At 67.7% G+C, this 15,109-nt stretch carries 18 protein-coding genes; 10 read left to right on the forward strand and 8 right to left on the reverse strand.

Features of this window, described 5'->3' with window-relative positions; genetic code table 11:
• Positions 1-10: 10 nt before the first annotated feature.
• Complete coding sequence (locus tag TX88_RS33485) at positions 11-340, reverse strand: hypothetical protein (protein ID WP_090427219.1); 330 nt, start codon at positions 338-340, stop codon at positions 11-13.
• A gap of 220 nt (positions 341-560) precedes the next feature.
• Between TX88_RS33485 and TX88_RS34360 the strand changes: the two genes are divergently transcribed.
• Positions 561-974 carry a hypothetical protein gene (locus TX88_RS34360; protein WP_407939461.1) on the forward strand — a complete coding sequence of 138 codons (414 nt, stop codon included), beginning with the start codon at positions 561-563 and terminating at the stop codon, positions 972-974.
• A gap of 15 nt (positions 975-989) precedes the next feature.
• Here the strand turns inward: TX88_RS34360 and TX88_RS22915 are convergent, their stop codons facing one another.
• Both TX88_RS22915 and TX88_RS22920 read right to left on the reverse strand, forming a co-directional pair.
• Positions 990-1,739: an SDR family oxidoreductase gene (locus tag TX88_RS22915; protein ID WP_044520156.1), complete on the reverse strand. Its 750-nt coding sequence runs from the start codon at positions 1,737-1,739 to the stop codon at positions 990-992.
• 45 nt (positions 1,740-1,784) lie between these two features.
• Entirely contained in the window at positions 1,785-2,669 is an 885-nt protein-coding gene (locus tag TX88_RS22920; RefSeq protein WP_044520157.1) for an Fpg/Nei family DNA glycosylase, read from the reverse strand.
• A gap of 40 nt (positions 2,670-2,709) precedes the next feature.
• Here TX88_RS22920 and TX88_RS22925 point away from each other — a divergent pair, with 40 nt between their 5' ends.
• Positions 2,710-4,455, forward strand: a complete 1,746-nt coding sequence (locus TX88_RS22925; RefSeq protein WP_084622078.1) for an FUSC family protein — start codon at positions 2,710-2,712, stop codon at positions 4,453-4,455.
• Here the strand turns inward: TX88_RS22925 and TX88_RS22930 are convergent.
• Positions 4,426-4,809 carry a phage holin family protein gene (locus TX88_RS22930; RefSeq protein WP_044520159.1) on the reverse strand — a complete coding sequence of 128 codons (384 nt, stop codon included), beginning with the start codon at positions 4,807-4,809 and terminating at the stop codon, positions 4,426-4,428. The two genes, TX88_RS22925 and TX88_RS22930, sit on opposite strands and share 30 nt — an antisense overlap.
• 6 nt (positions 4,810-4,815) lie before the next feature.
• Positions 4,816-5,574 carry a precorrin-6A synthase (deacetylating) gene (gene cobF / locus TX88_RS22935; protein WP_044520160.1) on the reverse strand — a complete coding sequence of 253 codons (759 nt, stop codon included), beginning with the start codon at positions 5,572-5,574 and terminating at the stop codon, positions 4,816-4,818.
• A gap of 124 nt (positions 5,575-5,698) precedes the next feature.
• Here cobF and TX88_RS22940 point away from each other — a divergent pair, with 124 nt between their 5' ends.
• A complete protein-coding gene (locus TX88_RS22940; RefSeq protein WP_044520161.1) occupies positions 5,699-6,979 on the forward strand; it encodes a diiron oxygenase in 1,281 nt (426 codons plus the stop codon).
• On the opposite strand, the gene TX88_RS22945 is transcribed toward TX88_RS22940, so the two are convergent.
• Positions 6,963-8,138 carry an MFS transporter gene (locus TX88_RS22945; RefSeq protein WP_044520162.1) on the reverse strand — a complete coding sequence of 392 codons (1,176 nt, stop codon included), beginning with the start codon at positions 8,136-8,138 and terminating at the stop codon, positions 6,963-6,965. The genes TX88_RS22940 and TX88_RS22945 overlap by 17 nt on opposite strands.
• A 61-nt stretch (positions 8,139-8,199) precedes the next feature.
• Here TX88_RS22945 and TX88_RS22950 point away from each other — a divergent pair, with 61 nt between their 5' ends.
• Both TX88_RS22950 and TX88_RS22955 read left to right on the forward strand, forming a co-directional pair.
• Positions 8,200-9,063, forward strand: coding sequence for an LLM class flavin-dependent oxidoreductase (locus tag TX88_RS22950; protein WP_044521746.1), 864 nt, complete (start codon positions 8,200-8,202; stop codon positions 9,061-9,063).
• A gap of 185 nt (positions 9,064-9,248) precedes the next feature.
• A complete protein-coding gene (locus TX88_RS22955) occupies positions 9,249-10,463 on the forward strand; it encodes an MFS transporter (RefSeq protein WP_044520163.1) in 1,215 nt (404 codons plus the stop codon).
• On the opposite strand, the gene TX88_RS22960 is transcribed toward TX88_RS22955, so the two are convergent.
• Complete coding sequence (locus TX88_RS22960; protein WP_044520164.1) at positions 10,434-10,838, reverse strand: DUF5709 domain-containing protein; 405 nt, start codon at positions 10,836-10,838, stop codon at positions 10,434-10,436. The two genes, TX88_RS22955 and TX88_RS22960, sit on opposite strands and share 30 nt — an antisense overlap.
• Positions 10,839-11,071: 233 nt before the next feature.
• On the opposite strand from TX88_RS22960, the gene TX88_RS22965 reads away from it, so the two are divergent.
• The 5 genes from TX88_RS22965 (at position 11,072) to rnhA (ending at position 14,518) form a co-directional block, all read left to right on the forward strand.
• On the forward strand, positions 11,072-11,365 hold the full coding sequence (locus TX88_RS22965) for a hypothetical protein (RefSeq protein WP_044520165.1): 294 nt from the start codon (positions 11,072-11,074) through the stop codon (positions 11,363-11,365).
• 169 nt (positions 11,366-11,534) lie between these two features.
• On the forward strand, positions 11,535-11,861 hold the full coding sequence (locus TX88_RS22970; protein WP_044520166.1) for a hypothetical protein: 327 nt from the start codon (positions 11,535-11,537) through the stop codon (positions 11,859-11,861).
• 48 nt (positions 11,862-11,909) lie between these two features.
• On the forward strand, positions 11,910-13,304 hold the full coding sequence (locus TX88_RS22975; RefSeq protein ID WP_044520167.1) for an acyl-CoA dehydrogenase family protein: 1,395 nt from the start codon (positions 11,910-11,912) through the stop codon (positions 13,302-13,304).
• Positions 13,305-13,330: 26 nt separating this feature from the next.
• Positions 13,331-13,984, forward strand: a complete 654-nt coding sequence (locus TX88_RS22980; RefSeq protein WP_044520168.1) for a VOC family protein — start codon at positions 13,331-13,333, stop codon at positions 13,982-13,984.
• Positions 13,985-14,050: 66 nt separating this feature from the next.
• Entirely contained in the window at positions 14,051-14,518 is a 468-nt protein-coding gene (rnhA, locus tag TX88_RS22985; protein WP_110918182.1) for a ribonuclease HI, read from the forward strand.
• A 34-nt stretch (positions 14,519-14,552) separates the two neighbouring features.
• Here rnhA and TX88_RS22990 read toward each other — a convergent pair whose 3' ends face one another.
• Positions 14,553-15,011: a hypothetical protein gene (locus tag TX88_RS22990; RefSeq protein WP_162563204.1), complete on the reverse strand. Its 459-nt coding sequence runs from the start codon at positions 15,009-15,011 to the stop codon at positions 14,553-14,555.
• Between the last annotated feature and the right edge of the window lie 98 nt (positions 15,012-15,109).

Consider the following 15,109-nt stretch of genomic DNA (forward strand, 5'->3'; position numbering starts at 1 on the left):
GCTACCGGGCTCAGCCGGGCAGATCAATGGTTCGGCACGGCCCGCCCGGAACACAGGCGACGCCGCCACCGGGGCCGGCCTCGGCCCAAGGACCGCCCGGGACACCCGCAGACACGTGGCCGTCAGACCCGGCCTGCGCCCCGGGACCACCGGGAACCTCCGCGCCCGCACCCTGCGGGCCTGCCGACGGAGTGCACGGGGTGCCGTCCGGGTTGTAGCACCCCGGGGCCGGCGGGGCCGGCGGCGGCGGTCCGGGCTCAGCGAAAGCAACCGGGGCGAAGGCCACGGCACCTGCCGCAGCGCCTGCGAACAACATCGAGGTAATCAACTTTGTGGACATGCGTCAGGGCTACCCACGTTCGTTTCGGGCTCAAACCTCATCTCGACGGACAGTGGCCCGGATCATGCGGATGATTCAAACCCGTCGTCAGCGGGAACCCCGTGGTTCTGCTCCACCAAAAACGTGGCCCGACCGAACTGGAGTTCCAACGATGTCAACAAACCGGCTGACCTTGACCACCTGCAACAGCGGTACCTGGCCATCCATCCGGAAATGGTCGATCACAGTCGGGATGGGCATGGCGCTCACCGCGGCGCCCCTGCTCGCAGGGTGTGGTTCCAGTGATGACACCGCCCCGTCGACGTCGCCGTCGGAGACATCGTCTGTCGTGACCACGACAGTGACGACCACGGAGGTCACCACCAGTCCGGCTCCGGCCCCTGGCGGCGAAGGCTCGATGCCCGGCGGCCCGACCGGCGGCGGCGGCCCAGAAGGTGGTGGCGGCTCGATTCCGGGTGGTCCGACCGGCGGTGGCGGCCCCGGCGGTGGCGGCGGCTCGATTCCCGGTGGCCCGACCGGTAGCGGCGGTCCCGGCGGTGGCAGCGGCTCGATTCCCGGTGGCCCGAGCGGCGGTGGCGGCCCCGGCGGTGGCGGCGGCTGTGTTCCCGGCGTCGGCTGCGTGCACGTGCCCTGACGCCGGGCGAACAGCTCAGGCGAAGCGCTTGGTGTACTTCGGCGGTAGCAGCCGCATCACCTGAGTCAGCGGGGCCCACGGCCAGCGCGGCACCACGGCCCGGCCCTTCTCCTTCTCGATGGCCTCGACCATCGCGCGGACACCGGTCTCGTTGTCGACCATCAGCATGGTGGTCGCCGACTTGGCCGTCATCTCCGACTCGATGTAGCCCGGCTCGATCACGGTCACCCGGATGGGGCCCTTGTCGTACTCGGCGCGCAACGACTCGCCCAGCGAGGTCATCCCGGCCTTGGAGGCGCAGTAGGCGGCCTTACCGCCGGGCACACCGGTGTTGCCCAGCACCGACGAGATCAGCACCAGGTGACCGCTGCCGGACTTCTTGAACATCTCCAGCGCCGTCTCGATCTGCACCAGACCGGCGATCAGGTTGGTTTCGATGGTCGCCTTGTTGGCCCACGGCTTGCCCTCGCCGAGCGGCCAGCCCTTGCCGATGCCGGCGTTGACGATCACGCGATCGATGCCGCCGAGTTCCTCGGACAGCTCGCCGAATACCCGCGGCACGGCCTCGTGGTCGTTGACGTCCAGCGCAGCGACCGCGACCTTGACGTAGGGGTGCCGGTCGGCCAGCTCGGCCTTGAGCTCATCGAGCCGCTCGGTGCGGCGGGCACACAGCGCCAGGTCACGGCCCTTCGCCGCGAACTGCCGGGCCATGCCCGCGCCCAGTCCGGAGCTGGCACCGGTGATGAGGATCTTCTGACGGGTCATCGCTGCAGGATAACCGAGTTAGACAACTGTCAAAAATGCGGACCGCTACTTGAGCAACCGGGACATCCGCCGGTCGGCGAGCACCTTGCCGCCGGTCTGGCACGTCGGGCAGTACTGGAACGACTTGTCGGCGAAAGACACCTCCCGCACGGTGTCCCCGCACACCGGGCACGGCAGTCCGGTGCGGGCGTGCACGCGAAGACCTGACCGCTTCTCCCCCTTGAGCGTCGCGGCCTGCTGCCCCACCGAGCGCGACACCGCATCGGTGAGCACCGAGACCATGGCGTCGTGCAGCGCACCGAGCTGCGCATCGGTCAGCTTCCCCGCGGTGGCGAACGGCGAGAGTTTGGCCACGTGCAGGATCTCGTCGCTGTAGGCATTGCCGATCCCGGCGATCACCTTCTGATCGGTGATCACCGTCTTGATCCGACCGCCCTGCCCGGCCAGCACACCCGCCAGCCCGGCCGAATCCAGCGACAGCGCATCGGGTCCCAGGGCCGCGATCTGCGGGACGTCGAGAGGATCGGCGACCACCCACACCGCCAACCGCTTCTGGGTTCCGGCCTCGGTCAGGTCGAAACCGACCGCAGGACTGGATGTCGCCGCCGGGGCGGCTCCGTCCCCGAGATGCACGCGCAGCGCGATCGGCCCCTTGCCCGGCTTAAGCGGCGTCGTCGCCAACTTGTCCGACCAACGCAACCAACCCGCCCTCGACAGATGCGTGATCAGGTGCCACTGGCCGACTTCCAACCCGAGGTACTTGCCCCAGCGGTTCGCGCCGGTCACGGTCTGGCCGTGCAATGCCGTCGTCGGCGGATCGAACGTCTTGAGCACCGACAACGCGGCCACGTCGATCCGGGTGACCACCCGGCCGGTCGCATTCCGGCGCAGATGATCGGCCAGCGCCTCGACTTCGGGCAGTTCAGGCATGGCTCCAGTGTGTCAGCGAAACGCCGAGCATGCTGTAGACATGTCCGACCGGCCTGCTCCCACGGCGACCAACCCGTTGCGGAACATCTTCGTGATCAACAGCGTGCCGCGCCGGTGGCCGTTCGCGCTGCGCGCCGGAATCTGCATGGCCGTACCCGTTCTGGTGGGTTGGCTGGCCGGCGACACCACGGCCGGATTGATCGCCACCATCGGCGGATTCACCTCGCTGTACGGCAGCGGCCGCCCGTACCTGAATCGCGGCGCGTACCTCGGCGTGGTCGCAGTGTGCTTCGCCGTCGCGGTGGCCCTCGGCGACTGGGCGTCGTCGGCGCCGTGGCTGGGCGTGCTGACCGTGACGATGATCGCCGCGGTGGCCACCCTGGTCTGCCATGCCCTGAGCGTCGGGCCGCCCGGCGCCTACATGGTGGTACTGGCCTGCGCGGCCGGCACCGGAACGCCGGCGACACTGCACCTCAGCCCGGTCCATCACGCCGTGCTGGTCCTCGCCGGTGGCGCGTTCGCCTGGCTGGTGCACATGTCCGGCGCGCTGTTCCGGCCCCGCGGTCCGGAGAAGGCGGCGGTGGCCGCGGCTGCCGCCGCCGTCGCGGCCTACATCGAGGCCCCCTCGGCGGACACCCGACACCGTGCGGCGCTGCTGTTGCACACCGCGTGGGTCAACCTGGTCACCTATCAACCGGTACAACCCAAACCGGACCAGACGCTGTACCGGCTGCGGGTCGTCAACCGCCGACTGCACGTGCTGTTCGCCGAAGCCATGCGGGCCGCCGAAGCCGGTGAGCCGCTGACCTATGACGGCGCGGCACTGGCCCGTCACCTGGCCACCATTCCCGCCGACGCGATCACCGATGAGCATGGCGCCGAAGGAGTTCCACTCGGCAGGCCCAGCATCGTGCAACTGCTGCGCCGGGCGCTGACGCCGGGCTCGGTGTCACTGCAACTGACGGTGCGAGTCGCCATCGCGGTCGCGATCTCGGGCGTGATCGCCGTGCTGATCTCGCAGGCCCTGACGATGACCCACGCGTACTGGGCGATGGCCGCCGCGGTGCTGATGCTGCATCAGGGATTCGACTGGCAGCGCACGGTGGCCCGCGGCGTCGAACGGACGCTGGGCACCTGGCTCGGGCTCGGCGTGGCCGGTGCGATCCTGGCGCTGCACCCGCAGGGCGTGTGGCTGGCCCTGGTGATCGGGGCGCTGCAATTCGTCATCGAGATGTACGTGGTGCGCAACTACACGCTGGCCGTCGTATTCATCACGCCCGCCGCACTCACCATCGCCTCCGGCGGCCAACCCGTCGACAACCTCGGTGAACTGCTGCTCACCCGCGGCAGCGACACCCTGATCGGCTGCGCGGTGGCCCTGGCCGTCTACTGGGCGACCCAGCGTCTGCGCCACCCGACCGGCCTGCGCACCGCGATCGCCGCAACGCTCGATGCGATCACCAACACCCTGCCCCACCTGGCCGCGGACGACGCCACCTCCCCGGCCGCCCGCACCAATCGTCGCGATCTGCAGTTGCGGGCCATGGAATTGCTGCCGGCCTACGACGGGAGCGTCGGCGGATCGGCCACGCAACGCGTTGGGGCCGAACGTATGTGGCCGACGGTGGTGGCCACCGAACAACTCGCGTACCGCACGCTGGCGGCATGCTGGGGCGCCGAGCGTGACGGTGATACCGACGCCGGCGCCGAGGCGGCCGCGGACACCGCGGCCGCGCTGGCCGAACAGGCGTCCGCGCTACGCGAGGGCCTTGACGAACGACAGTAGCCAGCTCACCAGCGACAGCACGATGGCCGCCCAGATGGCGGTCCACCAGAACTGGTCGATGTGCAGGCCCCAGTGGGTGGTGTGGTCGGTGATCCACGACGTGATCCACAGCATCAGCGCGTTGATCACGATGTGGATCAGGCCGAGCGTGAGGATGTACAGCGGGATCGACAGGATCTGAACGATCGGCTTGATGAACGCGTTGACCAGACCGAAGATCACCGCGACGACGAAGATGATGCCGACCCTGGCGATGGTCGTGTCACCACCGATGAAGTAGATCCCCGGCACGATGAGAGTGACCACCCAGAGCGCGAATCCGGTTATCGCCGCGCGCAGCACAAATGAGCCCATGGCGGTCTAGTCTGCCGAGCGCAGCAGGTATGTGTCCATGATCCAGCCGTGGCGCGTTCTCGCTTCGGCCCGCGCGGCAACGATTTCGTCGCCGATCTCACCGACTGTGCCCGCGTAGAGCAGCTCGTCGGGCGTGCCCAGGTAGGCGCCCCACCAGATCCGGGTCTGCGGCGGGCACTGCTGGAATGAGCAGTCGGCGTCGAGCATCACCACGGCGCTTCCGGTCAGCCCGTGCTCGCGCAACTGGCGCCCGGTGGTGATCAGCACCGGTTCGCCGACGTCGTTGAGCGGGATGCGATGCCGTGCCGTCAGGACCTGGATCGCTGTGATGCCGGGGATGACGTCGTACTCGAAGTCGACGTGCTCGCCCACTTTGTCCAGGATCCGCAGGGTGCTGTCGTACAGCGACGGATCTCCCCAGGCCAGAAAGGCCCCGACGCCGTCAGGGCCGAGTTCGGTCTCGATGGCCGCCGCCCAGATCCGGGCCCGTTCGGCGTGCCAGTCCGCGACCACCTGGCGGTAGCCGGGTGCGTCGCCGGCCGCGGCGCGCGGCGGGTCGACCAATTCGACGAAGCGGTAGCGGGGCTCGGTGATGAAGCGATCGCAGATCAGCTTGCGCACCGCGACCAGATCGTCTGCCGCGCCGCGACGAGGACCCTTGTCCATCGCGAAGAACACCTGCGTGTCGTTCAGCGCGGAAACAGCCTGGGCCGTGACGAAGTCCGGATCACCGGCCCCGATCCCGATGACATGGATGCGACGCACCGTCGAAGGTTAACCGAACCGAAACCAGGTACCCCAAGTATCCGGTACCCGGGGTATTGACATCGCGCAATGTCAGTACTTAACGTCGGAGTGAGGGGGACCACAAACGAAGGGAACGTCAACGGTGACAACTTCGGTCAGACCCGGCGGAGGCTCGACCAACGCGGGGCGGCGGGACGCGTTTTCCGAACGCCTGCTCAAGGGTTCGGTTCGCAAGTCCTACGCACCAGTGGTCGACATCGACTGGCACGCGCCGCTGGATCCGGACAAGTTCTTCCTTCCGCCGAAGATCGTGTCGCTGTACGGAACCCCGTTGTGGGACAGCATGTCCCGCGAGGAGCAGATCGAGCTGTCGCGCCAGGAGCTGGCCAACACCCTCTCGGCGGGCATCTGGTTCGAGAACATCCTCAACCAGGCGCTGCTGCGCAAGATGATGCACCAGGACCCCACCGCGAATTCCACGCACTACGAACTCACCGAACTCGGCGACGAGACCCGCCACATGGTGATGTTCGGGAAGGCCATCGACAAGATCGGCGCCAAGCCGGTGCGGCCGCGGCTGTACCAGCGCATGATCATCAACTCGTTGCCGTTCTTCTTCCGCGGCTCGGTGCTGTGGGTGGCCGCGTTGGTCGGCGAGGAGATCTTCGATTCGCTGCAGCGGCAGATGATGGACGATCCCGAGTTGCAGCCGATGGTGCAGCGCCTCATGCGCATTCACGTCACCGAGGAGGCCCGCCACATCCAGTTCGCCCGTGACGGCCTGCGCCAGCGCACTCCGTCGATGCGCTGGTACAAGCGGGTGTGGGTGGCCAACCTCAACGGTGTCGGCGGGTTCTTCTTCCGCTACCTGTTCTCCAACAAGATCCAGTACGCGCGCGTCGGCCTGGATGCCCGCGCCGCGCGCCGGATCGCCCGGGCCAGCGCCCACCGCCGCGAGGTACAGATCTCCGGATTCGCCCCGTTGGCCGCCTTCCTCGAAGAGGTCGGCCTGATGGGCCGGATCGCGCGCCGCATGTGGCGCCGCTCCGGTTTCCTGCCGGCCAAGACCCCATTGCGCCTCACCGCGGCGGCCGATTCCACCCCGGGTACCGATGCCGGCATCACCGAAGAGGTGTACGACGGCTTCGCCGTTCTCGACACCGGTGACGGCGACCGCCGGGTCCACGTGCGGCTGGCCGGTCACCTGGATCCGATCGACGGCAAGTACCACTGGCGCGGAACCATTCTCGACGCGCCGAGCACCATCGCGGCCGGGCCGGTGCGGCTGAGCATCGGCACCCGCACCGTCGACGCCCGCATCAACGAACGCACCTCACAAGGCACATACTCGGTCTCCGGGATCGGTGAACCGCCCTTCGAGTTGGACTCCGCCGACGCGCCCGAGGTCAGCGCCGCCGGGTAACCAGCGAGCGGCCGAGCAACCCGGCCGCGAAGACCGCCCCACCGATCCCGGAGATCAACAGCGGAAGTTGGCCGGGCTGACCTGGAACAGCAGTCCAGAGCAGCCCGGCCCATATCCCGGCGCCCAGCACGGCGAATCCACTGAGCCCCTGGAAGACTCCCTGCGCACTGCCTTGCAGGTCGGAACCGACCAGTGACGACAGCCAGGCCTTGCTGACCCCATCGGTGCAACCCGTGAACAGGCCGTAGGACCCGATCAGCAGCCAGGAGAGCAGCGGATCGGTGGTCAGCCCCAGCCCCGCGTAGCCGATCGCGAAGAACACCAGGCCGATACCGAACACCGGCAGCCGGCCGATCCGATCGGCCAGCAACCCGGCCGGGAAGCTGGAGATCGCGTACACCGCGTTGTAGGTGACGTAGGCCAGGATCACCTCGACGACCGAGAACCCGATCTCGTTGAGCCGCAACAACAACAGTGCATCGGGGAAATTCACCAAGCCGAATGCCACCAGCACGGCCGTCACCCGCCAGTACCGCCCGGGCAGGTCGCGCACCCGGGCGAACACCGGCTGACGCTCTGTGACCGGCCGGGTACGGCGCTGCTCGGCAACCAGGAACACCAACGCGACGCTGAGCACCGCGGGCACCACCGCAATCCACAACAGCGGCGCGATCTGATGGTCGAGCAGTTCATAGCCGGCCAAACCCAGCAACGGGCCGACGACCGCACCCAAAGTGTCCATGGCACGGTGGAATCCGAAGACCCGGCCGCGGGCGACCTCATCGACGTCGGCGACCAGCAGGGCATCGCGAGGCGCACCGCGGATGCCCTTGCCGAGCCGGTCGACCACGCGGCCCGCGAGCACGCCCGACCACGCCCCGGCGGCTGCGACCATGACCTTGCCCAGGGCCGCCATGCCGTAGCCCGTGGCGATCAAGGGTCGCTTGGAGAACCGGTCGCCCAGCGGGCCCGCGGCCAGCTTGGTCATCGCCGCCGCGCCCTCGGCGGCGCCCTCGACCGCGCCGACCACCGCGGGCGGCGCGCCCAGCACGGCGGTCAGATAGATCGGCAGCAGCGGATAGAGAAGTTCGCTCGCGGCGTCCTGCAAGAAGGACACCGCCGACAGCACCCGGACGTTGCGCGTCAGCCAGGTGGGCATGCGGTCATCATGCCTGCCCGATCAGCCACACAGAACTAGAACACGTTCTAGTGTGTACGGCATGCGGTTCACCTATGCCGAAGCCATGACCGATCCCACCTACTACATCCCGCTGGCCCAGGCGGCCGAAGCGGCCGGCTACCACGCCATGACGATCGCCGACAGCGTCGCCTACCCCTTCGAGTCCGACTCGAAGTACCCCTACACCCCTGACGGCAACCGTGAGTTCCTGGACGGCAAGGCATTCGTCGAGGCCTTCGTGATGGCCTCGGCCCTGTGCGCGGTCACCACCACGCTCCACTTCAACTTCTTCGTGCTCAAGCTGCCGATCCGGCCGCCCGCCCTGGTGGCCAAGCAGGTCGGCTCGCTCAACGCGCTCTTCGACAACCGGCTGGGGCTCGGGGTCGGCACCAGCCCGTGGCCGGAGGACTACGAGTTGATGGGTGTGCCGTTCGCGCGGCGCGGCAAACGGATGGACGAGTGCATCGACATCATCCGCGGCCTGACCAGCGGTGACTACTTCGAATACCACGGCGAGTTCTACGACGTCCCCAAGACCAAGATGACCCCGGCACCGTCGAAGCCGGTCTCGATCCTCGTCGGCGGGCATGCCGAAGCGGCGCTGCGCCGCGCGGCCCGCAACGACGGGTGGATGCACGGCGGCGGCACCGACGACCTCGATGTCCTCCTCAAACGGCTCAACGAGATCCGGGCTGAAGAGGGCCAGACCGGGCCGTTTGAGATCCACGTGATCTCGGCCGACGCCTACACCCCGGACGGCATCAAACGACTCGAGGACAAGGGCGTCACCGATGTGATCGTGGGCTTCCGCCTGCCCTACATCAAGGGCGACGACCCCGAGCCGCTGGACAGCAAGATCCGCCACCTGGAGAAGTTCGCCGAGAACGTCATCGCCAAGGTCTAGGTCTCCTGCGCCGATTTCTACGCCTGGGTCGTGCCCGGCGCCATCCGACGACCCAGGCATGGAAAACGGCGATCCCGAAATACGGTTTGAGGGAACACGCCGCACCCCGTTAGCGTTGCACCCGCCGTTCTCGCCAATGCCGTCCGAGAGCTCCAATTCGCGAACCCTCGGAAAGCTTGCTTCACATGACGACCTCGATCGAACGACCGCGCGCCGTTGTAGCGCCCGATCCCACGGTGCGCTCCCTCGCGGTGTTCGCCCTGGCCCTCGGTGGCTTCGGTATCGGCACCACCGAATTCGTCGCGATGGGGCTGCTGCCCGACATCGCGACGGGCTTCGGCATCAGCGAGCCCACCGCGGGTCACGTCATCTCCGCCTACGCGCTGGGCGTCGTGATCGGCGCGCCCGTCATCGCCGCGCTCACCGCGCGCTGGCCCCGCAAGGCCCTGCTGCTCACGCTGATGGCGGTCTTCACCCTCGGCAACGTGGCCAGCATGCTGGCACCGACCTACCCGACCCTGGTCATCGCCCGGTTCGTCGCCGGCCTGCCGCACGGCGCGTTCTTCGGGATCGCCGCGCTGGCCGCTGCCCATCTGATGGGTCCGCAGAACCGGGCCAAGGCGGTGGCCTATGTGCTGTGCGGCCTGACCGTCGCGACCGTGCTGGGCGTTCCGGTGGCCTCCTGGCTCGGTCAGGCCTTCGGTTGGCGGAGCGCGTTCGGTCTGGTGGTTGGCGTCGGCCTGATCACGTTGGCCGCCCAGTGGCGGTGGCTGCCCAAGCAGCTGCGGTCCATGCACGTCACCAGCCCGCTGACGGAACTCGGTGCGCTGCGCCGACCTCAGGTGTGGCTGGCGGTGCTGGTCGGCATGATCGGCTTCGGCGGCATGTTCGCGGTGTACACCTACATCAGCACCACGATGACCGATGTGACCGGCCTGCCCCGGTCGATGGTTCCCGTCGCGCTCATGGTGTTCGGCCTCGGCATGGTGAGCGGCAACCTGATCGGCGGCCGGTTGGCGGACACCTCGGTGATCCGTGCGCTGTACCTGTCCCTTGGGTCGCTGGCGGTGCTGCTGGCCGCGTTCTCGCTGGGGTCGCACAACCCGTGGACCGCGCTGCCGCTGCTGTTCGGCATCGGCGTGGCCGGCTCGGCCGTCGGCCCGGCGTTGCAGACCCGGCTGATGGATGTCGCCCACGATGCGCAGACCCTGGCCGCCGCGCTCAACCACTCCGCCCTCAACATCGGCAATGCCACGGGCGCCTGGGTGGGCGGCCTGGTGATCGCGGCCGGTCTCGGCTACACCGCGCCTGCCGCGGCCGGCGCCGTGCTGGCCGTCGGCGGGCTGCTGGTCTTCACCGTGTCGGTGGCCTTAGAACGACGGACCGCCATCCGGCGATGACGGCGGGATGATGTGGACTGCGGCTTCCTCCGCGGAGGCCGCACCACCGTCGATGCCGACGTCGGTCCCGAGCAGCTCCGCCTCTTCGTCCGCACCGAAGCCCGCATTGGGGGCCACCAACCGACCCGACCGCCGGTCTCCGACCTCGTCATCGCCGCCCTGCTCGTCGAGATAGTCGGGATCGTCGAGCTGCATCGCGGGGTCGGGTTCTTCCTCGGCCAGCAGCTCATCGAGGGTCTCGTGGTCACGCGGTTCCCGCCACCGGTCAGGCGGCGAGTAACCCTCGTCGAGCAGGTCGTCGACGCCCCGGTCGATGAGGGCATCCTCCTGAGTCAACTGGTCGTCTTCATCGACGCTGTACCCGTCACTACTCATCTTTCAACGATGACACAGGTGCGTCTGGTGTGGGATCCCATGGACAGCTCCGATGCCGAGCGCAAGCCGCGCCTGCGGATCACCGTCGAGGAGAGCTGAAACTGCTTCCTGAGAAATTCCGCATTTTCAGCTGAGAATTCTGGAATTTTCGAACCCGATTCCCAATTAAACGTTGTAGGCGGCAACCGGAAGTAGTGGGACTCCCGGTGCGGCCTGCAACGGAGGGTTGGGAAATGAAGTCATATACCATCGCCACATTAGCCGCGGGTGCGCTGGCCGCGGGAACATTCCTCGGGGGCGTCGCCGCCGCCGCCCCGACCGGGCAGTCAGCGGAACAAACCGTGAAAAGCCTTCAGACCAGCGGATATCACGTCATCGTGAATCGCACCGGAGCCGCACCACTGGCCAACTGCACCGTGCTCGGGGTGCGCCAGGGGCAGACGATCGCCACCAACGACTCCAGGGGCGGAAGTTCGATCAATACCACCGTCATTTCAAAGACGGCATATGTCGACGTCGCCTGCTGAGTTGGGAATAAAACAGGGCATGCAATTGTTGGAGACGCCAAACCGGAAATAGCGGTTTGGTGAATACCGAGTGCCCACAATCGGCCGCACACTTTGTGCGGCCGATTGTTTTTCCGCCGAGGTCACGAGAGAGCGCAGCCTGTCGGTGGGTCGGCGTACGGTACCGAACATGAGTTCGATATTGGCATCCGATAGGGATCTCGAGCGGACGATCGTCGGTGAAGCCCTCGATCACCTCAACGCCGCATGCAAAGAAATCGACGCGCTGTCGGTGCACGCTCTGACACGCTCGGAACTCCACGAGGTGTTGTGCCGGCTCGATGCCGGGGAGAGACGATTGGCGACCGCGCAACAACGGCTGCTCGGACGGATGGTGGCCACCCAGACCGCGTCACCACCTCGATTCGACCCGGCCGCCGTGCTGGCGAGGAGGCTGCGGATTTCGCCGGCCGAAGCGAGGAAACGGATCGCGGACGCCGGCCAGACGTCCGACTGAGGTCCATCCGGAAGTTCGGCAACTGTTGCAGCGGGTACTCCACATGCCGTGGCATTCGACCTCACTCCCACCGCGGCACAGCATGACCTCGCGCGACGGACGCACGAGTTCGCCGAAGAGATCGTCCGGCCGGTCGCCGCCGAGTACGACCAGCGCCAGGAGTTTCCGTGGCCGGTGCTCGAAGAAGCGGCCAACCAGGGCTTCTACAGCCCGCTGTTCTACCGCGACCTGATCGGTGACCCCACCGGATTGTCCCTTCCGATGTTCATGGAGGAGCTGTTCTGGGGCTGCGCCGGGATCGGCTTGGCCATCGTCATGCCGGCACTGGCACTGTCGGCGATCGGTCAGGCGGCCTCGCCGGAACAGATGCTGCGGTGGGCGCCCGAGTGCTTCGGCACCCCCGGCGATCTCAAGCTCGCCGCGCTGGCGATCTCCGAACCCGAGGGCGGCAGCGACGTACGCAACCTCCGCACATATGCCGTCCGCAGCGGGCCCGGCGTGGACGCGGACTGGATCATCGACGGCCACAAGATGTGGATCGGCAACGGCGGCATCGCGAATGTGCACGTCGTCAACGCGGTCGTCGACCAGGACCTCGGCCACCGGGGACAGGCCCTGTTCGTGGTGGAAGGCGGCACCCCGGGGCTGGAAATGGTGCGAAAACTCGACAAGCTCGGTTGCCGCGCCTCGCACACCGCCGAGCTCAAGTTCAACGGCGTCCGGGTGCCTGCCGGCAATCTGCTCGGCGGTCACGAGAAGCTCGAACACAAGCTGGCCCGGGCTCGCGAGGCCGTCGCGGGCGCGGCGCACTCGGGTTCGGCCACCCTGGGAACCTTTGAACAGACTCGTCCGATGGTGGCCGCCCAGGCACTCGGAATCGCCAGGGCCGCATTGGAATACGCTACCGAGTACGCGAACCGCCGCATCGCCTTCGGCGGTCCGATAATCGACAATCAAGGCGTCGCGTTTCCGCTCGCCGACCTGGCCACCCAGATCGATGCCGCCCGGCTGCTCACCTGGCGGGCGTCCTGGATGGCCGCCACCGGCGTGCCGTTCGAGCGCGGCGAGGGCTCGATGTCGAAGCTGGCCGCCAGCGAGGCTGCGGTCCGAACCACCGAACGGGCCATCCAGACGATGGGCGGCTGGGGCTACGTGACCGATCACCCTGTCGAGAAGTGGTACCGGGACGCCAAGCTCTACACGATCTTCGAGGGCACCAGCGAGATCCAGCGCATCGTCATCGCACACGCCCTCGGCGCCGCCGACGGAAAGCCTCCGCTGCATGTCGATCTGGAACCGTCGGGCGGGCCGTTGAACCGGTGGTTCGGTCGTGGCACGCCGCTGCGCACCCGGGCGGCCGGTGCCGCACTGTCCGCCAAGGACCACGTACCCGAACCCCTCATGCGCCTGGCGATGAAGGCCTTACGGCCGCCCCGCAGGTGAACGCGGGCCCGATAGATTCCACGTCCATGACCGTCACCGTCGACGAGATCGAAGTCGCTGACCCACCGGACGCCTGGACGCGAGCGGGATTCAGTGTTGATGATCCCGGCGGAGATGCCGGCCCGGTCTGCCGGATCGGTGGCGTTCGCATTCGGCTGGTCGGCGACGACCGCGGCAAAGGCATCATCGGGTGGTCGTTGCGCGGCCTGCCGCCGCAGGGGCCGGTCGATGACCTCGACGGCATCCCCACCGTGCGGTCCACCACCGCCACCGCAGAGCCCGCCACCCATCCGAACGGCGCCACCTCGATCGACCACGTCGTGCTGCTGTCCCCCGACCTCGGGCGCACGGTCTCATCGCTGGCCGCCATCGGCGTGGCCCCGCGCCGGGAACGTGACGCCGAACTCGGCGGGCGACGGGTGCGCCAGATCTTCTTCCGGTTCGGCGAGGTGATCCTCGAGGTCGTCGGTTCGCCGGACACGGCGGGCGACGGTCCCTCAAGGCTCTGGGGAATCACCTACGTCGTGGACGACATCGACGCGAGCGCCGAGTTCTTCGGCGACCACACCACTCCCGTCAAGGACGCCGTACAGCCGGGCCGCCGGATCACCACGGTCCGGCACAAGGATTTCGGAATGTCGGTCCGGACGGCGGTGATCTCGGCTACTCGTGATCGTTGACGTGTGTCGGGCCGCCGACCATCGCGCGCCGTTGCCTATCCTCAGCGCATGACCGACGCCGGACACCTGAGCAACGACGTCGTCGTCGTCCACACGGACGGCGGGTGCCGGCCGAACCCCGGCCCGGGCGGCTGGGGCGCGGTGCTGCGCCACCGTGAGAACGTGCGCGAGATGTACGGCGGGGAGCCCGGGACCACGAGCAACAACCGGATGGAGCTGATGGCGCCCATCATGGCGCTCGAGGCGCTCACCAGGCGTGTGGTGGTGCACCTGCACACCGACAGCACCTACGTCCGCAACGGCATCACCAAGTGGGTGCTCGGCTGGGAACGCAACGGCTGGCTGACCGCCGCCAAGCAGCCGGTGAAGAACGTCGACCTCTGGCAGCGGCTGCAGGCCGCCTGCGCGCAGCACGAGGTCGAGTGGTTCTGGGTGAAAGGCCATTCGGGTGTCGCCGACAACGAACTGGCCGACGAGCTCGCGACCCGGGGACTTCAGGAAGCGGTCGACGGTTCCCGCGGTCTGGTTTCCTGACTCCCAGACCACCGGCGGAGATGCAGGTACGCCGTCATCCACGAGATTCAGAAAAACTCCTGGAACAGTGATCACCGCCGCGCTCCTCGTCCATCCGCGGAAAGAGAGGCGCTCCCCGCAGCGGGCGGTAGTCAGCGGCTGCAAAGGCTGCTGCGGCCGCCGACATCAACGCCAGGATGAGGGCCGGCTGGTGGCCGGCCTGAGTGGGGAAATCGCCAAACAGCAGCCAGGCCAGCGTCAGCGTGGTGATGACCCCCAGACCATCAGTCGCGCCGGCAATCGAAACATCCGGCCTGTTCAGGCCGATGCGTCCGCCCGTGATCGCGGTGGTCAACGCACACGCGGCCAAGGCCAGGCAGAGCGGAAAAGTGAGCTTCCATAACCCCCACGCGGTGCGATCGGCGTCCTGAACCTGGTCCCACGGCAGACACAATGCGACCACCATCAAGGCGCCGGCTGCGCCGCAGACCAGCCGTCGAAGCAAGTTAGTCATTTCGTCCTCCTGACCGTCATACCAGTGATGGTTGAGGTCAGAGGTCGTGCTGTCGATTACCCCGAGGTAATGGAGCAGCGAACCCGACGCAGCTACAG

Origin of the sequence: Mycolicibacterium septicum DSM 44393 (genome assembly GCF_000455325.1) — a bacterium.
Taxonomy (GTDB): domain Bacteria; phylum Actinomycetota; class Actinomycetes; order Mycobacteriales; family Mycobacteriaceae; genus Mycobacterium; species Mycobacterium septicum.